This is a genomic window from Streptomyces sp. NPDC058880 (assembly GCF_042742535.1).
GTDB lineage: Bacteria > Actinomycetota > Actinomycetes > Streptomycetales > Streptomycetaceae > Streptomyces.
In genome coordinates, this window is sequence record NZ_JBHYMC010000020.1 from 26,592 (window position 1) to 49,259 (window position 22,668).

At 71.6% G+C, this 22,668-nt stretch carries 22 protein-coding genes; 16 read left to right on the forward strand and 6 right to left on the reverse strand.

Features of this window, described 5'->3' with window-relative positions:
* Together ACFW2G_RS14535 and nudC are read left to right on the forward strand one after the other, a co-directional pair.
* Positions 1 to 1,425 carry a dipeptidase gene (locus ACFW2G_RS14535; protein ID WP_384453084.1) on the forward strand — a complete coding sequence of 475 codons (1,425 nt, stop codon included), beginning with the start codon at positions 1 to 3 and terminating at the stop codon, positions 1,423 to 1,425.
* A gap of 51 nt (positions 1,426 to 1,476) precedes the next feature.
* Complete coding sequence (gene nudC, locus ACFW2G_RS14540) at positions 1,477 to 2,418, forward strand: NAD(+) diphosphatase (RefSeq protein ID WP_037919568.1); 942 nt, start codon at positions 1,477 to 1,479, stop codon at positions 2,416 to 2,418.
* Positions 2,419 to 2,521: 103 nt separating this feature from the next.
* Here nudC and ACFW2G_RS14545 read toward each other — a convergent pair whose 3' ends face one another.
* On the reverse strand, positions 2,522 to 2,782 hold the full coding sequence (locus ACFW2G_RS14545; RefSeq protein WP_030011087.1) for a mycoredoxin: 261 nt from the start codon (positions 2,780 to 2,782) through the stop codon (positions 2,522 to 2,524).
* 170 nt (positions 2,783 to 2,952) lie between these two features.
* Here ACFW2G_RS14545 and ACFW2G_RS14550 point away from each other — a divergent pair, with 170 nt between their 5' ends.
* The 5 genes from ACFW2G_RS14550 (at position 2,953) to ACFW2G_RS14570 (ending at position 6,799) form a co-directional block, all read left to right on the forward strand.
* Positions 2,953 to 5,118: an ATP-dependent DNA helicase UvrD2 gene (locus ACFW2G_RS14550; protein ID WP_384584332.1), complete on the forward strand. Its 2,166-nt coding sequence runs from the start codon at positions 2,953 to 2,955 to the stop codon at positions 5,116 to 5,118.
* Between the two features lie 179 nt (positions 5,119 to 5,297).
* The gene (locus ACFW2G_RS14555; RefSeq protein ID WP_037920017.1) at positions 5,298 to 5,609 is read left to right on the forward strand and encodes a hypothetical protein; all 312 of its coding nucleotides are present in this window, start codon (positions 5,298 to 5,300) and stop codon (positions 5,607 to 5,609) included.
* Between the two features lie 183 nt (positions 5,610 to 5,792).
* Entirely contained in the window at positions 5,793 to 6,164 is a 372-nt protein-coding gene (locus ACFW2G_RS14560) for a WhiB family transcriptional regulator (RefSeq protein ID WP_037919572.1), read from the forward strand.
* On the forward strand, positions 6,161 to 6,490 hold the full coding sequence (locus tag ACFW2G_RS14565) for a hypothetical protein (RefSeq protein ID WP_037919577.1): 330 nt from the start codon (positions 6,161 to 6,163) through the stop codon (positions 6,488 to 6,490). The genes ACFW2G_RS14560 and ACFW2G_RS14565 overlap by 4 nt, the downstream gene beginning before the upstream one ends.
* A 99-nt stretch (positions 6,491 to 6,589) precedes the next feature.
* Positions 6,590 to 6,799 (forward strand): hypothetical protein, encoded by a 210-nt coding sequence (locus tag ACFW2G_RS14570; protein ID WP_037919579.1) that lies wholly within the window; start codon positions 6,590 to 6,592, stop codon positions 6,797 to 6,799.
* A gap of 12 nt (positions 6,800 to 6,811) precedes the next feature.
* On the opposite strand, the gene ACFW2G_RS14575 is transcribed toward ACFW2G_RS14570, so the two are convergent.
* Both ACFW2G_RS14575 and ACFW2G_RS14580 read right to left on the reverse strand, forming a co-directional pair.
* Positions 6,812 to 8,140, reverse strand: a complete 1,329-nt coding sequence (locus tag ACFW2G_RS14575; protein WP_384584329.1) for an ABC1 kinase family protein — start codon at positions 8,138 to 8,140, stop codon at positions 6,812 to 6,814.
* A gap of 74 nt (positions 8,141 to 8,214) precedes the next feature.
* Entirely contained in the window at positions 8,215 to 9,369 is a 1,155-nt protein-coding gene (locus ACFW2G_RS14580) for a ThiF family adenylyltransferase (RefSeq protein ID WP_384453096.1), read from the reverse strand.
* A 220-nt stretch (positions 9,370 to 9,589) separates the two neighbouring features.
* Between ACFW2G_RS14580 and ACFW2G_RS14585 the strand changes: the two genes are divergently transcribed.
* From ACFW2G_RS14585 to ACFW2G_RS14600, 4 genes are all read left to right on the forward strand, one after another.
* Positions 9,590 to 10,129, forward strand: a complete 540-nt coding sequence (locus ACFW2G_RS14585; protein ID WP_052030310.1) for a M48 family metallopeptidase — start codon at positions 9,590 to 9,592, stop codon at positions 10,127 to 10,129.
* A 173-nt stretch (positions 10,130 to 10,302) separates the two neighbouring features.
* Entirely contained in the window at positions 10,303 to 11,937 is a 1,635-nt protein-coding gene (locus ACFW2G_RS14590; RefSeq protein WP_384584326.1) for a TerD family protein, read from the forward strand.
* Positions 11,938 to 11,957: 20 nt separating this feature from the next.
* On the forward strand, positions 11,958 to 12,638 hold the full coding sequence (locus tag ACFW2G_RS14595) for an AIM24 family protein (RefSeq protein WP_037919595.1): 681 nt from the start codon (positions 11,958 to 11,960) through the stop codon (positions 12,636 to 12,638).
* A 17-nt stretch (positions 12,639 to 12,655) separates the two neighbouring features.
* Complete coding sequence (locus tag ACFW2G_RS14600) at positions 12,656 to 13,411, forward strand: AIM24 family protein (RefSeq protein WP_384453102.1); 756 nt, start codon at positions 12,656 to 12,658, stop codon at positions 13,409 to 13,411.
* A 78-nt stretch (positions 13,412 to 13,489) separates the two neighbouring features.
* Here the strand turns inward: ACFW2G_RS14600 and ACFW2G_RS14605 are convergent, their stop codons facing one another.
* Entirely contained in the window at positions 13,490 to 14,026 is a 537-nt protein-coding gene (locus tag ACFW2G_RS14605; RefSeq protein WP_037919599.1) for an NUDIX hydrolase, read from the reverse strand.
* Positions 14,023 to 15,441 carry a zinc-dependent metalloprotease gene (locus ACFW2G_RS14610; RefSeq protein WP_384584323.1) on the reverse strand — a complete coding sequence of 473 codons (1,419 nt, stop codon included), beginning with the start codon at positions 15,439 to 15,441 and terminating at the stop codon, positions 14,023 to 14,025. The genes ACFW2G_RS14605 and ACFW2G_RS14610 overlap by 4 nt, the downstream gene beginning before the upstream one ends.
* Positions 15,442 to 15,634: 193 nt before the next feature.
* On the opposite strand from ACFW2G_RS14610, the gene ACFW2G_RS14615 reads away from it, so the two are divergent.
* The 4 genes from ACFW2G_RS14615 to ACFW2G_RS14630 all read left to right on the forward strand — a co-directional run bounded on the left by ACFW2G_RS14615 (position 15,635) and on the right by ACFW2G_RS14630 (position 18,981).
* Complete coding sequence (locus tag ACFW2G_RS14615) at positions 15,635 to 16,813, forward strand: SDR family oxidoreductase (RefSeq protein ID WP_384584320.1); 1,179 nt, start codon at positions 15,635 to 15,637, stop codon at positions 16,811 to 16,813.
* Between the two features lie 100 nt (positions 16,814 to 16,913).
* The gene (locus tag ACFW2G_RS14620) at positions 16,914 to 17,375 is read left to right on the forward strand and encodes a molybdenum cofactor biosynthesis protein MoaE (RefSeq protein ID WP_384453110.1); all 462 of its coding nucleotides are present in this window, start codon (positions 16,914 to 16,916) and stop codon (positions 17,373 to 17,375) included.
* 166 nt (positions 17,376 to 17,541) lie between these two features.
* Entirely contained in the window at positions 17,542 to 17,757 is a 216-nt protein-coding gene (locus ACFW2G_RS14625; protein WP_037919606.1) for a hypothetical protein, read from the forward strand.
* Positions 17,758 to 17,889: 132 nt separating this feature from the next.
* Positions 17,890 to 18,981 (forward strand): PDZ domain-containing protein, encoded by a 1,092-nt coding sequence (locus tag ACFW2G_RS14630; RefSeq protein WP_384584317.1) that lies wholly within the window; start codon positions 17,890 to 17,892, stop codon positions 18,979 to 18,981.
* Between the two features lie 46 nt (positions 18,982 to 19,027).
* Here the strand turns inward: ACFW2G_RS14630 and ACFW2G_RS14635 are convergent, their stop codons facing one another.
* Complete coding sequence (locus ACFW2G_RS14635; RefSeq protein WP_384453114.1) at positions 19,028 to 19,624, reverse strand: PPA1309 family protein; 597 nt, start codon at positions 19,622 to 19,624, stop codon at positions 19,028 to 19,030.
* 131 nt (positions 19,625 to 19,755) lie between these two features.
* Here ACFW2G_RS14635 and ACFW2G_RS14640 point away from each other — a divergent pair, with 131 nt between their 5' ends.
* Entirely contained in the window at positions 19,756 to 22,635 is a 2,880-nt protein-coding gene (locus ACFW2G_RS14640) for a UPF0182 family protein (protein ID WP_052030311.1), read from the forward strand.
* Positions 22,636 to 22,668: the final 33 nt, after the last annotated feature.

Consider the following 22,668-nt stretch of genomic DNA (forward strand, 5'->3'; position numbering starts at 1 on the left):
ATGAGCGACACCCAGCCGGACAGCGCCGTCCGCACGTACATCGACACCCACCGCGCCGCGTTCCTCGACGACCTGGCCGAGTGGCTGCGCATCCCCTCCGTCTCGGCCCAGCCCGAGCACGCTGACGACGTGCGGCGCAGCGCGGAATGGCTCGCGGCGAAGCTCAAGGAGACCGGCTTCCCGGTCGCCGAGGTCTGGGAGACGGACGGCGCTCCCGCCGTCTACGCGCACTGGCCGAGCGAGGATCCGCAGGCCCCGACCGTCCTCGTGTACGGCCACCACGACGTGCAGCCCGCCGCCGTCGAGGACGGCTGGCACACCGACCCGTTCGAGCCGGTGATCCGCGGCGGCCGCATGTACGCACGCGGCGCCGCCGACGACAAGGGCCAGGTGTTCTTCCACACGCTGGGCGTGCGGGCGCACCTCGCGGCCACCGGCGCCGCCGCCCCCGCCGTGCACCTCAAGCTGATCGTGGAGGGCGAGGAGGAGTCCGGTTCGGCCCACTTCCGCGAGCTCGTGGAGACCCGCGCGGCCGAGCTCGCCGCCGACGTCGTGATCGTCTCCGACACCGGCATGTGGTCCGAGACCACTCCCACCGTCTGCACCGGCATGCGCGGCGTCGCCGACTGCGAGATCGACCTCCACGGTCCCGACCAGGACATCCACTCCGGAGCCTTCGGCGGGGCCGTGCCCAACCCGGCCACCGCCGCCGCTCGCCTGGTCGCCGCCCTGCACGACGCCGACGGCAGGGTCACGGTCCCCGGCTTCTACGACGGCATCGCCGAGCTCACCGACGCGGAGCGCGCGCTCATCGCCGAGCTGCCCTTCGACGAGTCCGAGTGGCTGCGCACGGCCAAGTCCCACGCGGCCGCCGGCGAGGCCGGCTACTCCACCCTGGAGCGCGTCTGGGCCCGCCCGACGGCCGAGGTCAACGGCATCGGCGGCGGCTACCAGGGGCCGGGCGGGAAGACCATCGTCCCCGCCTCCGCCCACGTGAAGCTGTCGTTCCGACTGGTGTCGGGACAGGACCCGTACGAGGTCGAGGCGGCGGTCAGGGAGTGGGTCACCAGCCGGATCCCGGACGGGATCCGGCACTCCATCACCTTCGGGGCACCGACCCGCCCCTGCCTGACCCCGCTGGACCACCCGGCCCTGCAGTCCGTCGTACGGTCCATGGGCCGGGCCTTCGGCCAGAAGATCCGCTTCACCCGCGAGGGCGGCTCCGGACCCGCGGCCGACCTCCAGGACGTCCTGGGCGCGCCCGTCCTCTTCCTCGGCATCTCCGTGCCGTCCGACGGCTGGCACGCGCCGAACGAGAAGGTCGAGTTGGACCTGCTGCTCAAGGGCGTCGAGACGGCCGCGTACCTCTGGGGGGACCTGGCCGACGGCCTCCGCGGCCACCGCACGACCCGCCCACACGCCTGACCGGCCCACACACCTGTCGTACCGAGCCTGCCTGTCCCACCACCGGGGGAGTTGGAAGTACCAGTGAGCACCCATACCGAGCGACCTCTCTCGCTCACCGCGCCCAGCGGGATCGACCGCGCCGCGCACCACCGCCTCGACGAGGCCTGGCTCGCCGCCGCCTGGAGCCACCCGACGACCCGCGTCTTCGTCGTCTCCGGCGGCCAGGTGCTGATCGATGACACTCCCGACGGCGGCACCGGCATCGTGATGACCCCGGCCTTCGAGGCCCCGGTCACCGAGACCCACCGCTACTTCCTGGGTACGGACGAGGACGGCGTACGGTACTTCGCGCTGCAGAAGGACGCCCTGCCCGGCCGCATGGACCAGTCGGCCCGCCCGGCCGGGCTGCGCGAGGCCGGGTTGCTGCTGAACGACCGCGACGCCGGTCTGATGGTCAACGCGGTGGCCCTGGAGAACTGGCAGCGGATGCACCGCTTCTGCTCCCGCTGCGGGGAGCGCACGGTGGTCGCCGCCGCCGGGCACATCCGGCGCTGCCCCGCCTGCGGCGCCGAGCACTACCCGCGCACCGACCCGGCCGTGATCATGCTGGTCACCGACGAGCACGACCGTGCGCTGCTGGGCCGGCAGGTGCACTGGCCGGAGGGCCGCTTCTCGACCCTCGCCGGGTTCGTGGAGCCGGGCGAGTCGATAGAGCAGTCCGTCGTCCGCGAGGTGTGGGAGGAGGCGGGCGTCAGGGTCGGCCGGGTCGAGTACGTGGCCAGCCAGCCGTGGCCCTTCCCGTACAGCCTGATGCTGGGCTTCAACGCCCGCGCCACCAGCTCCGAGATCACCGTGGACGGCGAGGAGATCCAGGAGGCCCGCTGGTTCTCCCGCGACGAGCTGCGCGCGGCGTTCGCGTCGGGCGAGGTGCTGCCCCCGTCCGGCATCTCCATCGCGGCCCGGCTGGTCGAGCTCTGGTACGGCGAGCCGCTGCCGAAGGCCGCGGCGTAGCGTTGCGCCCCGGGCCCGCGCCCGGCCGGGCCCCGGGTGCCCGCGCCGAGCGGCGGGCCCCGCCTCGGCGGCGGGTGCCCGCCGCGGACGACCGAGGGCCCGCTCAGACGGCGAGGGCCTGCTTCACCTGGGCCAGGCTCGGGTTGGTCATGACGGACTCGCTGCCGGCGGCGGACTTCACCAGCACGGTGGGCACCGTCTGGTTCCCGCCGTTGGCCTTCTCGACGAACGCCGCGGACTCCGGGTCGAGCTCGATGTTGATCTCGTTGTACGCGATGCCTTCCCGGTCCAGCTGGGTCTTCAGCCGACGGCAGTAGCCGCACCAGGTCGTGCTGTACATCGTCACGGTGCCCGTGTCCTGCATGGTGCGCTCTCCTTCGTGAAGGCTCTGTGGTCCGAGTACACGAACGTACGCGACCGCACGGCCATTCCCGTACGTGCGCATCCGTACCGCCGGTGTGACCGATACGACGAATCCACCTCTCCTGTGGACGGATTTCCCGCCCGGCTCACGCGACCTGGCAGCATGGCGGAGTGACAGCAGCAACGCACTCCTCGTCCTTCCCCGCCGCCGCGGACTCGGCCGACGCGGTGCTCCTGGGCCTCGACCCGGAGCAGCGCGAGGTCGCGACGACCCTGCGCGGACCGGTGTGCGTGCTGGCCGGCGCCGGCACGGGCAAGACCCGGGCGATCACCCACCGCATCGCCTACGGCGTCCGGTCCGGGCAGCTCATGCCGGCCAGTGTGCTCGCCGTCACCTTCACCAACCGGGCCGCCGGCGAGATGCGCGGCCGCCTGCGCGCGCTCGGCGCGGGCGGGGTCCAGGCCCGGACCTTCCACTCGGCCGCCCTGCGCCAGCTCCAGTACTTCTGGCCGAAAGCCGTCGGAGGGGACGTGCCCCGGCTGCTGGAGCGCAAGATCCAGCTCGTCGCCGAGGCCGGCGCCCGCTGCCGCATCCGCCTCGACCGGGGCGAGCTGCGCGACGTGACCGGCGAGATCGAGTGGGCCAAGGTCACCCAGACGGTGCCGGCCGACTATCCGGTGGCCGCCCTCAAGGCGGGCCGGGAGGCCCCCAGGGACATGGCCGAGATCGCCCAGATCTACGGGACGTACGAACAGCTCAAGCGCGACCGCGGAATGATCGACTTCGAGGACGTGCTGCTCCTGACCGTCGGCATCCTCCAGGACCGCCACGACATCGCCGAGCAGATCCGTGCCCAGTACCAGCACTTCGTCGTCGACGAGTACCAGGACGTCAGCCCGCTCCAGCAGCGGCTGCTCGACCTGTGGCTCGGCGAGCGCGACAGCCTCTGCGTCGTCGGGGACGCCAGCCAGACCATCTACTCCTTCACCGGCGCCACCCCCGACCACCTGCTGAACTTCCGCACGCGCTACCCGCAGGCCACCGTGGTCAAGCTGGTCCGCGACTACCGCTCCACCCCGCAGGTGGTGCACCTCGCCAACGGGCTGCTCAAGCAGGCCAGGGGGCGGGCGGCCGAGCACCGCCTCGAACTCGTCTCCCAGCGCGAGAGCGGCCCCGACCCGGTCTACGCCGAATACGCGGACGAGCCCGCCGAGGCCGAGGGCGTCGCCCGCCGGATCCGCGACCTGATCGCCGCGGGCGTGCCGGCGGGCGAGATCGCCGTGCTCTTCCGCATCAACGCCCAGTCCGAGGTCTACGAGCAGGCCCTCGCCGACGCCGGGGTGCCCTACCAGCTGCGCGGTGCCGAGCGGTTCTTCGAGCGCCAGGAGGTCCAGAAGGCCATCCTCGCGCTGCGCGGAGCGGCCCGTTCGGGCGGGAACGACCCGCTGCTCGACGACGTCGTCGACCTGGGTTCCCAGGTCCGTGCGGTGCTCAGCTCCATCGGCTGGACCACCCAGCCGCCCGCCGGTTCCGGCGCAGTCCGCGACCAGTGGGAGTCGGTGGCGGCGCTGCTGCGGCTCGCCGAGGACTTCGCGCGCAGTCGGCCCGGCGCCACCCTGGCGGATCTCACGGTCGAACTCGACGACCGCCGGGCTGCCCAGCACGCCCCGACCGTCCAGGGCGTCACCCTGGCCTCGCTGCACGCGGCGAAGGGCCTGGAGTGGGACGCGGTGTTCCTCGTCGGCCTCACCGACGGCATGATCCCGATCACCTACGCCAGGACCGACGACCAGGTCGAGGAGGAGCGGCGGCTGCTCTACGTCGGCGTCACCCGGGCCCGGCTGCACTTGAGCCTGTCCTGGGCGCTCTCCCGCACCCCCGGGGGGCGGGCCTCCCGGCGCCCCAGCCGTTTCCTGAGCGGTCTGCGGCCGGGCTCGGCGGCCCCGGGCAGCCGGACGGGCTCCGCGGGCGAGCGGGCGGCCCCCGGGCGCGGCCGCCGCGCACCGGTGCTGTGCCGGGTCTGCGGCAGGACGCTGACCGAGGCCGGCGAGCTGAAGCTGATGCGCTGCGAGGACTGCCCGTCCGACATGGACGAAGGCCTCTACGAGCGGCTGCGGGACTGGCGCGCCGTCCAGTCGAAGCGGCAGGGCCTGCCCGCCTACTGCGTCTTCACGGACAAGACACTGATGGCGATCGCGGAGGCCGCGCCCTCCGAAGCGGGGGAGCTGGCGATGATCTCCGGGGTGGGTGGTCGCAAGCTTGACCGGTACGGAGCCGATGTTCTGGCCATCTGTGCAGGTCAGGAGCATGAGGAGGGGGATCCTGACGGCGCGTAGAAAATCGTCGGAAAAATAGTTTGCACATGCCCAGCGAAGACCCATAGGTTCTTAGCAACGGAAACGGTGGCTTCTCCGAAGCCCCGGATCCGTGCTGTACTTATCCGAATACGCATGGGACAGGCCCTCGGGCCGGGTCCCCGAGACGCCGAGAGGAGGCGAGACCAGTGACCAGCTTCATGACCTTCACCAAAATGACCGATCGCTCGGTTGATGCCTCCTGCCTGCTCGGTTCCGTCTCCGCTCTGGGCACCGGTGCGTCCGCGATTTCCGCCGGCCGCCCCGCCCTGCTCGCGACCCTTGCGATCAGTGAGCGCAACGAGCGACCGACCCAGGCACCGGTGGCAGTACTGGCAGCAGAAGCCCAGGCGCATGGCGCCTACGGATTCGCCGCCGCGGCCGGTGCCGGATCCCTGACGAAGCAGACGAAGCAGCAGTACCACCTGATGTGGGCCTTCCGCGGGCTCGAACCCTGGAGTGATCCAGCCTGATCGCATGATCAGGCCGGCGCCTTCAGGGCCGCGGAACCCCACCCGGGATCCGCGGCCCTTCTGTTTGTCCCCGACCGGGGGCTACAGCAGAGAAGGGGCCTCGGGACTGGCAGAACCAGGTACCAGCCGAACCCGGCCGACCGGCCGGAACGCCTAGCCGCACAAGACGAGGAAGAAACCACCGTGCAACTCGAAGCGCACGCCCCGTCCGTACCGCAGACCCAAACGATCTCCCCGCCCGCAGTCCCGGAGGACCACGCCTTGACCCCGCTCACCGCGCTCACCGCGCTCGACGACGCCATCGAGAACCTCGGCGTCCCGGTTCCCTGCCGCACCTTCGACCCCGAGGTCTTCTTCGCTGAGTCCCCGGCCGACGTCGAGTACGCCAAGTCCCTCTGCCGTACCTGCCCGCTGGTCGAGGCCTGCCTCGCCGGAGCGGTCGAGCGCCGCGAGCCCTGGGGTGTGTGGGGTGGCGAGCTCTTCGTCCAGGGTGTCGTCGTAGCCCGGAAGCGCCCCCGTGGCCGTCCGCGCAAGAACCCGGTTGTCTCGGCATGACCGCCATCGGAACCATCGACCGCCCCCTCACGCACGACCCCCTGAAGCAGGCCCTCATGACCGCCCACACCACGAGCGAGCAGCCCCACGGCGCCGCCCACGCAGACTTCATCACCACCGGCGCGATCACCTCGCGTCAGAACAGGACCCGAGAAATGCAACTCATCCCAGAAGCCCTGGCTCGCGCCCATATGGACGACCGCATGCGTGAGGCGGACGCCGAGCGTCACGCCGTCCGCCTGGTCGCCGCGCGCCGCATGCAGCGGCGGGCCGAGCGCGTCTCGATGCGCGCCCGGCGCGCACTGGCCATGGCCGTCATGCACTGAGAGCTGAAAGCCACTCCCCGGGGGGACCGGTCCGAACGGACCGGTCCCCCCGGGGCGTTGCGCGGGCCCGGCCACCCCCGGCGGATGTATCGTCCGGAGGTGGACACGCCGACTCCCCAACCCGACCCGTCGGGATCCGAGGCCCAGCCCGTCGTCGTCTGCGCGCGCTGCGGCAGACGGTCCCCCGGCGGAGCCCCGCCCACCTGGACCTGTTCGGTGGAGAACGGGACCAGGGAGTACTTCTGCGTCGAGTGCGCCCGCGCCAACCTCAGGGCCATCGAGGGAAGGCTCGACTCCTCCTGGTGGTGACGGCCGAAGCCGTCATTCGGCCGACGCGAACCCGGGCAGCCAGGTGTCCAGTTCGTCGCGCAGTCGCACGGTAGCGCCCAGCTGGCACAGCACGCCGATGGTGCTCAGCGTTACCCGGTGGATCAGCAGGTACGAGGGCGGCAGGTTGATCTGTCGGCCCAACTGGTGAGCGGGGGAGCGCGGATCGGCGATCCGTGCCGCCTGGCCGCGCAGCCACGGCCGGGTGAAGGTGAACTCCTCGGCCTCGGCCGGCTCGATGATCGGCTTCAGATAGTCCAGGACGGCGTCCGGTTCCAGGGCGACGGTGTCCTTCACGAACCCCTCGGCGCGCAGGTGGCCGTAAACCCCCTCGGCGTCGCCGTCCAGCGTCATCCGCAGGGACCTGCCGATCGGCCTGGGCCAGCCCCCGGGCAGCCGGTCGACCGTGCCGAAGTCCAGGACGCCCAGCCGCATCCGGCCGTCCGCCCCCGCTATCAGCCGGAAGTTGCCCGGATGCGGATCGGCGTGCAGCAGGCCCGTGCGTGCGGGACCGGAGAAGAGGAACCGGGCCAGCAGCTGCCCCGCGCGGTCGCGCTCCTGCTCGGTGCCGTCGGCGATCACCTCCGACAGCGGGGTCCCGTCCAGCCATTCGGTCACGAGCACCTGGTCGCCCTGGTGCACCACGTCCGGGACGATCACATCGGGGTCGTCCACGAAGGCGTCGGCGTGTGTCCGCTGGGCCTCGGCCTCCAGCTCGTAGTCGAGCTCCTCCGCCACCCGGTCGCGCAACTCCTTGATCAGCGGCTTGATCTCCATGCCGGGAACCAGCGGGCCCAGCAGCCCCGCGAACCGGCCCAGCTGCTTCAGGTCCGATAGCAGCGCCTCACCGGCCCCCGGGTACTGGACCTTGACCGCCACCTGACGGCCGTCGTGCCACACCGCCCGGTGCACCTGCCCGATCGAGGCGGCCGCCGCCGGCTCGTCCTCGAACTCCTCGAAAAGGTCCTGCCAGTCCGTCCCCAGACGGTCCGTCAGTACCTGGTGCACCGTCGTCGCGGGCAGCGGCGGGGCCGCCTCCTGGAGCTTGGTCAGCGCCGCCCGGTAGGGCCCCGCGACCTCCTCGGGCAGCGCCGACTCGAAGACCGAAAGTGCCTGCCCGAACTTCATCGCGCCGCCCTTCAGTTCCCCGAGCGTGCGGAACAACTGTTCGGCTGTGCGCTGCTGGAGCTCGCGCGCCACGATCTCGGCGGACTTGCCACCGATCCGCTTGCCCAGCCCCCAGGTGACCCGTCCCGCGATGCCGATCGGCAACGCGGCCAGCTTGACGGTGCGGGTGACCGCCTTCCGGGGAAGATCAGACATGCGCCCCTCCATTTCCCGGGCAGCTGAGCCGCGAGCGGCGGTTCGGCAGAAGCCCTCCGGTCCGGAGCATCCTGTCACGGCCCTCCGGGCGGGTCCGCTCCCGATCCTCTTCCCGTGGTCCGCCCGGCCGACCGGAGTCGCCCTGCGGGCTCCGGGGCCGCCCCGCAGGGGCAGTCGGGGTGGGGGCGGACCGCCGTCGGCTCCCAGTGAAGGCCGGGCAGGGCGGCCTCCCAGCGGGAGCCCGCGGAGGCGGGCAGCTGCCCGTCGAGGAAGGCGAGCGCATGGGCTGCTGCCAGCCCGGCCACCGCCGTGGACAGGCCCAGGTCGCAGGCGGCGCTCCCGCGGCGGCGGTGCGACGAGCGCCACTGCACGAGCATCCTCGGCCAGGCTGCGTCCCGGTCCACCCGGTCGCGCTCCATGCACCCGGCGCACGCCGTCGTGCCCGGCAGCACCAGCGGCCCCACCAGCCCCGTCCCCTCCAACACCCCCGCGTACAGGTGCGGAATCCCGGAGGCGACCCAGTCGGCCGCGGTGTCCGGATCCGGCGCCCAGGCATGCAGCCCGTCCCTCGGCGCGACCACGACCAGGGCCAGCCCGGGTTCCGGACCCTCCTCCGCTCCGGCCCGCGGACCCGGACCGGGTGCCGCGGAGCGGACCACCGAGGCCGCGGCCCCGGCCCGCATCCGGCCCACGCTCGCGGGACCCAGGCCGCCGGGCGCCACGTCGGCCGGCTCCACCCGCCCCCCGTCGAGCACGTCGACCCGCCCCACACCGGCTCCCGCCAGGACGGCCGCGATCACCGAACCCACCCGGCCGCTCCCGCGCACCCGGACCCGTATCGCCCGGCGCGCCGCGACCCCCCGCAGGTCCCCGCCGGGCTCGCGGTGGACCAGGGAGAGGGAACCCAGGTCCGGGCCCAGTCGCTCCAGCGCCTCCGGATGGCTGCGCAGGGCCTGCGCCCGCGGCCCGCCCGCGGTGGCGTCGTCGAGCAGACCGGCCCCCGCCAGCCGTCGGACCAGTGCGTCGGCCAGCCCCTCCGGCAGCCCCATCCGGGTGGCCTCGGCCCGCAGCAGACCCATCCCCCGCGTCCCGTCGATTCGGTCGATGAGCGCACCCGTAGCCGTGTCCACGGGCCCGAGCACCACCGCGTGTGCCGGAGTCACCCCGAACTGCACCGTCTGCAGATCGCGCCAGGCCCGCGCCAACGCGGGCTTCACCCTCGGAAACATGAACGCTCCCTCGATATCCGTGCGAACGAGCTCGGTCCCATTTCTCGCTCCCCGGCAACAATGCCCCTCCGTCGGATACCGCGCAGAAAGTTGTCCACAGGTACGAGGTGTTCGGCATATGGGATGAAGAGGAATGCCTTTCGGGTTCGACGACGAACCGCCCGTGTTCGAACCCCGGACGCGCGGGACTTCCGCCGCCGACACCGGGTAACGTCGTGGCGTGTCCGCCGACCCACCGCCGCGCGCCGTCGAAGTCCGCCGGAGCGCGCGCCGCCGCAGGACCGTATCCGCCTATCGCGAGGGTGATCGTACGGTCGTCCTGATCCCTGCCCGGATGTCCGAGGCCGAGGAGCAGCGCTGGGTGGGCGTCATGCTCGACAAGCTGGCCGCCCAGGAGAGCAAGCGCACCCTCGGGGACGCGGAACTCACCGAACGCGCCGAGCGTTTGTCCGAGCAGTACTTCGACGGCCGCGCCCGCCCCCGCTCGGTCCGCTGGGTCACCAACCAGAACACCCGCTGGGGCTCGTGCACCCCGGCCGAAGGCAGCATCCGGCTCTCGCACCGCCTCCAGGGCATGCCGGAGTACGTCGTCGACTACGTGCTCCTGCACGAGCTGGCCCACCTCCTCGTGCCCGGCCACGGCCCCCGTTTCTGGCAGCTGCTGGAGGCGTACCCGCGCACCGAGCGGGCCCGGGGCTACCTGGAGGGCGTGGTCGCGGCCGAGCGCCTGCCGCAGGTGCCCGCCGCCCGCGAGGAGTGACCCGGCCCACCGGAGCGGCCCGTCCGGGACCGGGCCGCGGACCCACCCCGCACCACCCGTGGTGTTGCACTCCGTGATCTGTACCGGGTTGGTACCGGCTTGGTCGGATGCCGCCGTATGCCGTTAGCCTGAGCGGCACGAATGCTCAGTCGGGATGGGGGACGTCGTTACGCATGGCAAGGGAATTCCAGCGCGGCCACAAGGCCAAGGTCAGTGATCTCACAGCGGGCACCGATCTGTACGTGGGCGTCCAGATCGCCGGGCCCGGACTCACCCTCGACATCAGCTGTTTCGGTCTGGACGCCGACGAACGGCTTTCGGACGACCGCTACTTCGTCTTCTTCAACCAGCCCACGTCGCCGGAAGAGTCCATTCAGCTGCTCGGTGCGCAGGCCGGTGACACGGAATCCTTCCGGGTGACCCTGGACCGCGTTCCGGCGTCCCTCCACAAGCTGTCCTTCACCGCCAGCATCGACGGCGCCGGACAGATGTCGCAGATCGGCCCGGGCTACATCCGGATCGTGGCCGGTGGCGAAGAGGTCGTCCGGTACTCCTTCACCGGCTCGGAGTTCAGCACCGAGCGGGCCGTGATGCTGGGCGACTTCTACCGCAAGGACGTGTGGCGCTTCGCCGCCGTCGGACAGGGCTTCGACGGCGGGCTGGAGGCCCTCCTGAAGAACTTCGGCGGAGAGGTCGCCGAGGAGCAGCCGCAGGAGCAGGCCCCGGCGGCCGTAGCCCCCGGCTTCGCCCCGCCGCCGCAGGCGGCCGCCCCGGCCCCCGCGCCGTCCTTCGGCGCCCCCGCCCCCGCCCCCGCCCCCGTCCCGGCCCCCGCCCCGGCCCCGGCGCCTGCACCGACGTTCGGCGCGCCCGCCCCCGCACCGTCCGCCCCGCAGCCGCCGCAGTACCCGCAGCACGCGGCCCCCGCCCCGGTGCACGCCGCGCCGACCATAGCCGCGCCGCTCGCCCCGCAGGCTCCCGCGCCCTACGGCCAGCCGCCGCAGCAGCCCTCGTACGGCCAGGTCCCCGGCCAGTACCCGGGCCAGGTGCCGCCGCCGGCCCCGGCCCCCGCCCCCTACGGTCAGCAGCCGGGCTTCGGCCAGGTCCCAGGCCAGCAGCCCGGCTACGCCCCGCAGACCGCCGCCCCGGCGGCCGGCCTCGCCGCGGCGCTCCAGCCGTACAAGGAGGCCCCGACTGGCTCCCGCTGGACCGCGCAGAACCAGCAGCTCGTACGCGTCGACCTTTCGATGGGCGGCCAGGCCGTCCTTGCCCGCCAGGGCAGCATGGTCCTCTACCAGGGCAAGGTCGACTTCGCCTACAAGGGCGCCGGATTCGCCGGTCGCATCGTCGGCAACGCCACGGGCCAGGAGATGCAGCTGATGCGCTGCACCGGCCGCGGCCAGGTCTTCCTCGCCGAGAACGGTGCCCACCTGCACACCATCGAGCTCCAGGGCGACGCCATCTGCGTCTCCGCGGAGAATGTCCTCGCCTTCGACGAGTCCCTCCAGCACGAGGTCCGCCGGATCGAGGGCCACGGCATCCCCGGCGGCGCGCTGTTCACCCTGCAGTTCCAGGGCACCGGCACGGTGGTCGTCAAGACCCACGGTGTCCCGGTCGTCCTGCCCGTCACCCCGACCACCTTCGCGGACAGCAACGCCATCGTGGCGTGGTCGGCCGCCTCGCAGGTGATCCTGTCCAGCCAGGTCCGGCTGCGGCGCAACGCCTACCCCGGCCACAGCGGGGAGACCGTGAACCTCCAGTTCCGCGGCGCTCCCGGAAACTTCATCGTCGTCCAGCCGTACGAGGTCTGAGGGAGCCCGGCATGAACGCAATGAACCAGCAGCTCGTGGGCTTCGCCCCGACCCCGGTGACGACCCGCATGGAAAACCACGGGCCGTCGATGCTCAAGGTCGCCATGCAGAGCGGCCAGGACCTCTTCGCCCGCACCGGCTCGATGGTCGCCTACGAGGGCTTCGTGCAGTACGAGCCGAACCCCCCGGCCGTCCGCCAGATGGCATCGCAGTGGGTCACGGGCGAGAGCGCACCCCTGATGAAGTGCACCGGCGACGGTCTCCTGTACCTCGCCGACTACGGCGCCGACATCGTCGTCATCCATCTCGACAACGACGCGCTGTCGGTCAACGGCACGAACCTCCTCGCCTTTGACGCGCACCTCCAGTGGGGCGTCGAGCGGGTCAAGGGTTTGGCGAAGTTCGCCGGCCAGGGCCTGTTCAACGTCCAGGTCGCGGGCACCGGCTGGGTCGCGCTGACCTCGCGCGGCACTCCGATCGTGGTCGACTGCGGCCGCGGCGAGGACGAGACGTACGTCGACCCCGACGCGCTCGTCGCCTGGTCGCCGAACCTGAAGGTCAAGGGCAAGCGCAGTTTCAAGGCCTCGTCCATGATCGGCCGGGGCAGTGGAGAGGCCTACCAGATGGCCTTCTCCGGCCAGGGCATCGTCGTCGTACAGCCCAGCGAGGACAGCACCGACCGGCTCCGGGTCCGGGGCTGAGGGGGAGCGTACACATCATGCAGAGCGCACTTTTCGCCCACGCCGAGGCGCAGTCCCAGGACCGGTACACCGTCCAGAACCCGCAGCTGCTGCGGGTCTCCCTGACGGGCTCCGACGACGTACTCGCCCGCAAGGGCGCGATGGTCGCCTACCAGGGGCTGATCGACTTCGACGGCGAGTACCAGAGCAGCAACCAGCGGGGCGCCCGCCGCCGCACCGGTGAGGGCCTGGACCTCATGCGCTGCTCCGGGCAGGGCACGGTCTACCTCGCCAACCTGGCCCAGCACGTCCACGTCGTGGACGTCGAGCAGGAGGGCCTGACGGTCGACAGCAGCTACGTCCTGGCCCTGGACTCGACCCTGCACACCGAGGTCATCGCGGTGGACAGCCAGTACGGGATCTCCGGATCCGGCAAGTACCAGCTCAACATCTCCGGCCACGGCAAGGTCGCCCTGATGACTTCCGGGCAGCCGCTGATGATGCACGTCACGCCCGACAAGTACGTCAACGTCGACGCGGACGCCATCGTCGCCTGGTCCACTTCGCTGCGGGTGCAGATGCAGGCCCAGACGCACTCCAGCGGTGTCTGGCGGCGCCGCGGCAACACCGGCGAGGGCTGGGAGCTCAGCTTCCTCGGCACGGGCATCGCGCTGGTGCAGCCCAGCGAGGCGCTGCCGCCGCAGAACGCGCAGGTCGGACAGGGCCTCGCCGCGCAGTTCGGGATGGGCCAGCAGGGCGTCCACGCCCAGAACCACAGCAACGGCTGGAACTGATCCGGTACGGCGGAGGGGGCGGTCCCGCACGGCCGCACGGGACCGCCCCCTCGTCATGCCGCTGGGCAGCCCGCGGGCTCAGCCCGCCGCGGCGAGCCGCGCACGGGCCGCCTCCAGCAGCAGGACCACCGAGGTGTCGGCCACCGAGGCCACCTCCTGGTACGGGAACCAGCGCAGGTCCAGTGACTCCTCGCTGATCTCCGCCACGGCGTCGGCCGGGGCCAGTGCCGCGTACTGCACGTCCAGGTGCCAGTTGCAGGGCGCCGGGATGGGATGCCGGTCCAGGCGCACCGGACCGCCGGGCACCAGGGTCAGCCCGTGCTCGATGCCGGACTCCTCGCGGGCCTCGCGCAGGGCCACGTCCGCCAGGGTCGTGTCACCGGGCTCGCAGTGGCCGCCCATCTGCAGCCACAACCCCAGCTTCTTGTGCAGGGTCAGTAGGACCCGTCCGCCCACCGGGTCGATCACGAGCGCGCTGCCCGTGACGTGCCCCGCCTCGCAGGGCTTGTAGACCCCGTCCGGATGGGCGGCCAGATGTGCCAGGTACAGGTCGCGCAGCTCGCTCTGGTCCTCGTAGCCCTTCAGGACCAGGGCCGCGTCGTCGTGGAGGCTCACTTGTTCTCTTCGCCCTCGCCGTCGCTCTGCTGACCGCGCTTCTCGGCCGCCTCGCCGAGCATCTTGTCGATCTCGGAGAAGTCCAGCTGCTCGCGGTGCACGAAGCCGTCCGGATCGTCGAGGTCGGAGGCCGTCGGCAGCATGTCCGGGTGTTCCCACAGGCCGTCGCGGCCGTCCACCCCGCGCGCGTCGGTCAGCGAGGCCCACAGGCGCGAGGCGTCGCGCAGGCGGCGCGGGCGCAGCTCCAGGCCGATCAGTGTCGCGAAGGTCTGCTCCGCCGGGCCACCCGAGGCGCGGCGCCGGCGCATGGTCTCGCGCATCGCGTCCGCCGAGGCCAGCCGGGGCTTGGCGGCCTCGTGCACCACCGCGTCGACCCAGCCCTCGACCAGCGCGAGCGCCGTCTCCAGGCGGGCCAGGGCGGCCTTCTGCTCGGGAGTGTCCTGCGGCTGGAACATGCCGCCCTGCAGGACTTCCTGCAGTTGCTCCGGGTTGGACGGGTCCAGCTGCCCGACCACGTCCTCCAGCTTCGAGGTGTCCACCTTGATCCCGCGCGCGTAGCCCTCGACGGCTCCGAACAGGTGCGAGCGCAGCCACGGGACGTGCGCGAAGAGCCGGGCGTGGGCCGCCTCGCGCAGCGCCAGGTACAGCCGCACCTCGTCCGAGGGCACGCCCAGATCCCGGCCGAAGCCCTCGATGTTCAGCGGGAGCAGCGCGGCCTTGCCCGCCGGGCCCAGGGGCAGCCCGATGTCGGTGGAGCCGACGACCTCGCCGGCGAGGACGCCGACGGCCTGGCCGATCTGCTGGCCGAACATGGCCCCGCCCATGGAGCGCATCATGCCCAGCAGCGGGCCCGCCATGGCCTGCATCTCTTCGGGCAGCACGCTGCCCATGGCCGCGCCGACGCGCTCGGCGACCGGGTCCACGAGCTCCTTCCACACCGGGAGGGTGGCCTCGACCCACTCGGCGCGGCTCCACGCCACTGCCGTGGTGGCACCGGAGGGCAGCGAGGTCACGCCGTCCAGCCAGTGGTCGGCCAGGCGCACGGCCTCCTCGACGGCCGACTTCTCGGCGATGCCGACGCTGGTGTCCTTCACGCCGTCCGCCGTGCCCTGCGCGACGGTCCGGCGGGCGATGTCCTTGGCCATGTCCCAGTTCACGGGACCGCCCTCGTAGCTGAGCATCTGGCCGAGCTGCTGGAAGGCCGCACCGAGGTCGTTCGGGTTCATGGAACCGAACATCGCGGCGAACGGATTGTCCGCGCCGCCGGGGGCACCGGCGCCCGGCAGCCCCATGCCGGGGAACCCGAAGGGATTCGCAGGGCCGCCCTGACCGCCCTGGTTGCCCTTCTTCTTGCCTTCGTCGCCGTTGTCCGGCTCCTCCGGCGGAAGGCCGAATCCGAATGGGGTGTCGCTCACGGGTTTCCTCGGCTCGTAGGGCCGTCGGCGGGTGCCGACGGGCAATGGTCCGACAACACCACCCAGCGTAGACACCGGAGCCCGCATCCGGGCTCGGTGCTCCGCCGACTCCTGGGCTGCGGCAGGATGGACATCACCTGGTGGGGCCGCGTCACGGCGCGTCCCTACTGAAGACAACCGCTGGAGACGCCCGGTGAGTTCCCCAGATCCGCACGTTTCGGATAAGCGCAGCCGCGCGACGCAGGACGACGACCGCCCCGAGCACGGCGACGGCGCCCCCGGCGTTCGCCAGCCGCGAAACCCGGAAAGCCCCCGTCGGCCCAGCCCCGTGATCGCCGTGACCGGCGCCGCCTCGGGCGTCGGTGCAGCCCTCGTGACCCGCCTCGCCGCCTCCGACGAGGTCAGGCAGGTCGTGGCCATCGACGAGCGGCGAGGCGACTGCGCGGACGCGCAGTGGCACGTACTCGACGTACGGGACCCTGCGATCGCCGAGAAGCTGCGCGGCGCGGACGTCGTCGTCCACCTCGCCCTCGACCTCGACCTGGAGACGGACCCGGCGGCCCGTACGGCATACAACGTGCGCGGGACCCAGACCGTCCTCACGGCCGCCGCCGCGGCCGGCGTGCACCGGGTGGTGCTGTGCACCTCAGCCATGGTCTACGGGGCCCTGCCCGACAACGACATCCCGCTGTCGGAGGACTCCGAGCTGCGGGCCACCGCCGAGGCGACCGGTGTCGGCGACCTGTTGGAGATCGAACGGCTCGGCCGACGGGCCCCCCGCGCCCACCCCGGGCTCAACGTCACCGTGGTCCGCCCCGCGGTGCTCGTCGGCGGTACCGACACCGCCCTGACCCGGTACTTCGAGTCCCCGCGCCTGCTCGTCGTCGCGGGATCCCGGCCCACCTGGCAGTTCTGCCACGTGGAGGACCTGGTCAGTGCCCTGGAGTACGCGGCCCTGGAGAAGGTCGAGGGCGAGCTGGCCGTGGGCTGCGAGGGGTGGCTGGAGCAGGAGGAGGTCGAGGAGCTGAGCGGCATCCGCCGGATGGAGCTGCCCTCGGCGGTCGCGCTGGGCGCGGCGGCCCGCCTGCACCGCATCGGCCTGACCCCGTCCCCGGCCGGGGACCTGGCGTACACGATGCACCCCTGGGTGGTCAGCGTCAGCGGGCTGCACGCGGCCGGCTGGCGGCCGCGCTGGACCAACGAGGAAGTCCTCGCCGAGCTCCTCCAGGAGGTCGCGGGCCGCCACACCGTCGCCGGCCGCCGGCTGGGCCGCAGGGACGCCGCCACGGCCGCCGGTGCGGCGGGCGCGACGGTGGCCCTGCTCGGCGCGGCCGCGGCGGTCCGGCTGGCCCGCAAGCGCCGCGGGATCTGATCCCGCGGCGGCGGTCCTGTAGGAGGCTCCCAAGGCCGGCACCGCGGGCCGGGCGAATCAGCTATTCCGCCGGGTCGGCGGCTGGGGCACGATGGACGGTATGGCACCGCACTTCGACCACCCCGGCGAGCAGGCCGCCCAGGACCCCGTCCGGCTGCTCGCGATCCGCGACACCCCGCTCTCGATCGACGAGGTCTTCCAGGCCGTCGGCGACGACGCCACGGGCGGTACGACGCTCTTCGTCGGCACGGTGCGCAACCACGACGGCGGGGCCGACGTCGATGCGCTCGGCTACTCCTGCCACCCGACGGCGGAGGCCGAGATGCGCCGGATCGCCGAGCGCGTCGTGGCCAAGTACCCGGTCCGCGCCCTGGCCGCCGTGCACCGCGTGGGCGACCTGGCCGTCGGTGACCTGGCCGTGGTGGTCGCGGTCTCCTGCCCGCACCGCGGCGAGGCCTTCGAGGCCTGCCGGATGCTGATCGACGACCTCAAGCACGAGGTCCCGATCTGGAAGCACCAGACCTTCGCGGACGGCTCGGAGGAGTGGGTCGGCGCCTGCTGACGCCGCCGGCCCCGGTCGGCCGACCCCGGTCGCGGAGCGTGATCGTCGGGCGGATACCCTCACACCCGATCGGCCGCGCAACACGCCCTCGATTTGCGTAACCCCCCCATGGGCACGAGCGTTGAAGCCACCAACGAAACGCACTTCGGGGCAGGGAGGCGCGCCCATGGGATCTCTGGCGTGGTTGCTGATTCCGCTGTTCGCCGCGATCGGCGCGGCGATATGGGGCAGCTGGGCGGCACGGGACCGCACGCAGGGCGACATATCCGAGCTCGCGGGCTACGCGCGGTTCCGCGAAGCCATGGGCAACGGCCAGGGTCACGGCAGCGCGGATCAGGTCAGGGCGAAGGCCGAGGCCGCTTCCGCCTCCGACACCGTCTGACGCGATCCGACCCGGCGCGGGGCGTCCACCCCGCCCCCGCACCGTGAGATTCCGCTGAGAGTTTCGCCGACGAACCCCGTACGGACCGGCCCCGAGGGCCGCTCGCCGGGGCCGTCCCGTACTGTCGGATCCATGCCACGCCGCACCGCGACGATGCTCGCCTCCACCCTGGTGCTGTTCGCGCTGCTCTGCGCGGGGGTCTTCATCAAGGTCCCGTACTCCGAGATGAGCCCCGGCCCGACCGTGAACACGCTCGGGGACTCGCACGGTGAGCCCGTCCTCAGCATCTCGGGGCGCAAGACGTACCCGACCAGCGGTCACCTCAACATGACGACGGTCCGCGTCACGGGCGCCGACTACGACATGAATCTGGTGGAAGCCGTCTACGGGTGGCTGGCGGGCGACAACATCGTCGTCCCGCACGAGAACCTCTACCCGGACGGCAAGACCGACGCGGAGTCCACCCAGGAGAACGCCGAGGAGTTCAGCCAGTCCCAGCAGAGCGCCAAGGTCGCGGCGCTCCGGCAGCTCGACATCCCGGTCACCGCCCGGGTGATCGTCGCCTCCGTGGTCAAGGACAGCCCCTCCGAGGGCCTGCTGCACGCCGGTGACGTGGTCAAGGCCGTGGACGGCGCCCCCGTCACCGCCCCCGAGGACGTGGCCAAGCTCGTCACCAAGCGCAAGCCCGGCGAACCGGTCGAGTTCACCATCGTGCCCGCCGCCGACGCCGCGGCGGCCGCGAAGGCCGGCCGCGAGCCCGCAGGCACCTCCAAGGTCACCATCACCACCGGCAAGGCGGAGGGCGACGGCCGCGCCATCGTCGGCATCCGGGCCGGCTCCGACCACACCTTCCCGTTCACCATCGACATCAAGCTCGCCGACGTGGGCGGCCCGAGCGCCGGGCTGATGTTCGCGCTGGGCATCGTCGACAAGCTGACTCCGGAGGACCTGACCGGCGGAAAGTTCGTCGCGGGCACCGGCACCATCGACGACGCCGGCAAGGTCGGTCCGATCGGCGGCATCCAGATGAAGACCATCGGCGCCCGCAAGGCCGGTGCGGAGTACTTCCTCACTCCTGCCGACAACTGCGCCTCCGCGGCATCCAACGTGCCGGACGGGCTGACGCTGGTGAAGGTCTCCACCATCGACGACGCCATGAAGTCGTTGCAGAAGATCGGCAAGGGGGACACGGCCGGGCTGCCGCAGTGCGGCGCCAAGCCCTGACCGGTCGCCCTCCCCGGGGCCGGGGTCCGTCCGGCGGTGACGGACCCTAGGCGAAGGTCGCGGCCAGGGCCTCGGCCAGTCCCGGCACCAGGCCCCCGCCGGTGAGGACCTCCGTCGCGGAGTCCTTCTCGCGCAGTCGTACAGCTGACTCGCGCGAGCCGTCGCGCAGGACGGCCACGGTGATCCGGACCTCCTGCCGCTCCGGATGCCCGGCGACCCACTTCGCCAGCTGCTTGTCGCTCAGGCCCTCCGGTACGGAGGCCTCCGCGGACGGCGGCAGCATCAGGCGCTCGACGGTCAGCGCACACCCGATGACGGCGTCGGGCCAGGCGATGGTGCCCAGGAACGTGTCGAGCGGGGTTCCGGACGGGACGGTGTCCTGCTCGATCGGGGTGAGGGAGCTCTTGCCGGCGTCGTCCGCGTCGAGGCCGAGCTGGGAGGCCAGGCGCGGCTCCTGCTTCTTGAGCCGGGCGGTGTCGACCAGCGCGAACAGCCGCGCGGGCTTGTCCCAGCCGAGGCCGGCGGCGTACTCGTCGATCTCGAGACAGGCGCGGGTCAGCGGACTGGCCGCCATGGGGGCCGTCGGCGGAGTCGGCTCGTCGGACGGCGTGGGGGAAGGCGAAACGTTGGACATGGACAACATCCTGCCTCCTTTCCGACCCATACCGGGAACTGACCGGGGCCTCAGTAAGTTGCATGAATGGGCTCTACGATCGGGGGTCCGATCCATACCAGTACTCAGCGACTTTCGAGGTGCGCACCTTGGCTTTCCAGATGCCGGACCGCGGCGGAGGCCCTTCCGGGCCACGGATGAGAGTCGGACGCCCCTCCCGGCGTGCTCGCACTCTTCTCATGACCTTGGGCGTGCTGGCCGTCCTGGGAATGCTCTTCATCATGTTCGCCGGCTTCTGGACGGACTGGCTCTGGTTCCGCTCCGTGAAGTACTCCAGTGTCTTCACCACCACGCTGTGGACCAAGATCGGCCTCTTCAGCGTCTTCGGGCTGCTGATGACGGGCGCGGTCGGGCTGAACATCTGGCTGGCGCACCGGCTGCGGCCGCCGCTCAGCGCGATGTCGATGGAACAGCAGAGCCTCGACCGCTACCGGATGAGCATCGCCCCGTACAAGAAGTGGCTGCTCCTGGGCATCTCGGTGCTCGTCGGCCTGATCGCCGGAGCCTCGGCGGCCGGCCAGTGGAAGACCTGGCTCATGTACGTGAACGGGGTGCCCTTCGGCACGAAGGACCCCCAGTTCCGGATGGACGTGTCGTTCTACACCTTCGACCTGCCCTGGTACCGCTTCCTGCTCGGCTTCGGCTTCGCCGCCGTCGTGCTGTCGGTGATCGCCGCGACCGTCGTGCACTACCTGTACGGCGGACTGCGCGTGACGAGCCCGGGCGCCCGGGCCACCGCCGCCGCGACCGGCCACCTGTCGGTGCTGCTGGGCCTCTTCGTCACGCTCAAGGCGGTCGCGTACTGGCTCGACCGCTACGGGCTCGCCGTGAAGTCCAGTGACTTCAAGGCCGCCGACAACTGGACCGGTCTGCGGTACGTCGACGCGAACGCCTACCTGCCGGCGAAGACGATCCTGGTGGCCATCGCCGCGATCTGCGCCGTGCTGTTCTTCGCGACGCTGTGGCGCCGCACCTGGCAGCTGCCGGTGATCGGCTTCGGCCTGATGGTGCTCTCGGCCATCCTGATCGGCGGGCTCTACCCGGCGATCGTGCAGAAGTTCCAGGTCCAGCCGAACGAGCAGGCCAAGGAATCCCCGTACGTCCAGAAGAACATCAAGGCGACGCGCGAGGCCTACGGGATCGCCGGCTCCGAGGTCACCGACTACCCGGGCGTCTCGCAGACGGCGGACCGTACCAAGCTGCGTTCGCAGGCCGACTCCACCGCGAGCATCCGGCTCCTCGACCCGAACATCGTCTCGCCGGCCTTCCAGCAGCTCCAGCAGGTCAAGGGCTACTACGCCTTCCCGTCCACGCTGGCCGTGGACCGGTACAGCGGCCAGGACACGGTCATCGGACTGCGCGAGCTGAACATCGGCGGCATCCCGAAGAACAACTGGATCAACGACCACTTCAAGTACACGCACGGCTACGGCGTGGTCGCGGCCAAGGGCACCACCGTCGGCGACCAGGGCGCCCCCGACTTCACCCAGTCCGACCTCCCCTCCAAGGGCATGTTCGGCACGGACTTCGAGCAGCGGATCTACTACGGCGAGCAGACGAAGCAGTACTCGATCGTCGGCGGACCGCAGAAGGAGCTCGACTACTCCGACGACAACGGCGAGAAGGAGACCAGCTACACGGGCGGCTCCGGCGTCAACCTCGACAACCCCGTCAACCGGGCCGCCTACGCGCTGACCTTCAACGAGCCGCAGATCCTGTACTCGGGCGCCATCGGCGAGGGTTCGCGGATCCTGTACAACCGCACGCCCAAGGAGCGCGTCGAGGCCGTCGCCCCGTGGCTGACCATCGACGGCGCGCCCTATCCGGCCGTGGTCGAGGGCCGGATCAAGTGGATCGTCGACGCGTACACGACCACCAACGGCTACCCGTACGCCTCGCGCACCACGCTGGGGCAGAGCACCGCGGACTCGCTCACCAACAGCCAGCGGGCCGTCGTGGCCCAGGAGAACCAGGTCAACTACATCCGCAACTCGGTGAAGGTCACCGTCGACGCCTACGACGGCTCGGTGGACCTGTACCAGTGGGACACCGAGGACCCGGTCCTGAAGACCTGGATGAAGGCGTTCCCGGGCACGGTCAAGCCCAAGAGCGAGATCGACGAGCCGCTCATGGAGCACCTCCGCTACCCGCAGGACCTCTTCAAGGTCCAGCGGGAGCTGCTGACCCGGTACCACGTCACCGACCCGCAGACCTTCCTCAGTGGCAGTGAGGCCTGGGCCGTCCCGGACGACCCGACGACCAAGGCCGGCACGGCGGTTCCGCCGTACTACCTGTCGATGAAGATGCCGGGCCAGAAGGAGAAGGACCAGGTCTTCTCGCTCACCACGACGTTCACGCCGAACGAGCGGCCCAACCTGAGCGCCTTCATGGCGGTCAACGCCGATCCGACGACGCAGGACTACGGCAAGATCAGAATTCTGAAGATGCCGACGAGCAAGCCGCCGGACGGCCCCGGCCAGGTGCAGAGCAAGTTCCAGTCGGAGCCGAAGATCGCCGAGTCCATCCGCCTGCTGCGCGGTGGCGACTCGGAGATCGAATACGGCAACCTGCTCGCGGTGCCGCTCGACGGCGGCATGCTCTACGTGGAGCCGGTGTACGTCCGCAGCTCCGGGCTGAAGTACCCGCTGCTGCGCAAGGTCCTCGTGACCTATGGCGGCCAGACGGCCTTCGAGGACACCTTGGAGAAGGCGCTGAACGTGGTCTTCGGGGCCGAGGCCCCGACCACACCGGTTCCGCCGGCCCAGCCGCCGGGTGAGGGCACCGTCACGCCGCCGACCAACCAGGACCCGACGGTCAAGGCGGCCCTCTCCGACGCCCAGAAGGCGATCGAGGAGGCCGAGAAGGCCCGGCAGGCTGGTGACTGGGCGGCCTTCGGCAAGGCCCAGGACGACATCAAGGCCGCGCTGAAGCGGGCGATCGAGGCGGAGGCGAAGGCCACGCCCCCTCCCGCGGGCGGTTGATGATCAATGGGTGAGGGCTCCGTCCCGCGTCGT

Bases quoted from the DNA above. Each gene is read 5' to 3' on its own strand.
- ACFW2G_RS14535 (WP_384453084.1), top strand. From the start codon at position 1: ATGAGCGACACCCAGCCGGACAGCGCCGTCCGCACGTACATCGACACC.
- ACFW2G_RS14545 (WP_030011087.1), bottom strand. From the start codon at position 2,782: ATGCAGGACACGGGCACCGTGACGATGTACAGCACGACCTGGTGCGGC.
- ACFW2G_RS14555 (WP_037920017.1), top strand. From the start codon at position 5,298: ATGACCTTCACCAAAATGACCGATCGCTCGGTTGATGCCTCCTGCCTG.
- ACFW2G_RS14565 (WP_037919577.1), top strand. From the start codon at position 6,161: ATGACCGCCATCGGAACCATCGACCGCCCCCTCACGCACGACCCCCTG.
- ACFW2G_RS14575 (WP_384584329.1), bottom strand. From the start codon at position 8,140: ATGTCTGATCTTCCCCGGAAGGCGGTCACCCGCACCGTCAAGCTGGCC.
- ACFW2G_RS14580 (WP_384453096.1), bottom strand. From the start codon at position 9,369: ATGTTTCCGAGGGTGAAGCCCGCGTTGGCGCGGGCCTGGCGCGATCTG.
- ACFW2G_RS14590 (WP_384584326.1), top strand. From the start codon at position 10,303: ATGGCAAGGGAATTCCAGCGCGGCCACAAGGCCAAGGTCAGTGATCTC.
- ACFW2G_RS14595 (WP_037919595.1), top strand. From the start codon at position 11,958: ATGAACCAGCAGCTCGTGGGCTTCGCCCCGACCCCGGTGACGACCCGC.
- ACFW2G_RS14600 (WP_384453102.1), top strand. From the start codon at position 12,656: ATGCAGAGCGCACTTTTCGCCCACGCCGAGGCGCAGTCCCAGGACCGG.
- ACFW2G_RS14620 (WP_384453110.1), top strand. From the start codon at position 16,914: ATGGCACCGCACTTCGACCACCCCGGCGAGCAGGCCGCCCAGGACCCC.
- ACFW2G_RS14625 (WP_037919606.1), top strand. From the start codon at position 17,542: ATGGGATCTCTGGCGTGGTTGCTGATTCCGCTGTTCGCCGCGATCGGC.
- ACFW2G_RS14630 (WP_384584317.1), top strand. From the start codon at position 17,890: ATGCCACGCCGCACCGCGACGATGCTCGCCTCCACCCTGGTGCTGTTC.
- ACFW2G_RS14635 (WP_384453114.1), bottom strand. From the start codon at position 19,624: ATGTTGTCCATGTCCAACGTTTCGCCTTCCCCCACGCCGTCCGACGAG.
- ACFW2G_RS14640 (WP_052030311.1), top strand. From the start codon at position 19,756: ATGCCGGACCGCGGCGGAGGCCCTTCCGGGCCACGGATGAGAGTCGGA.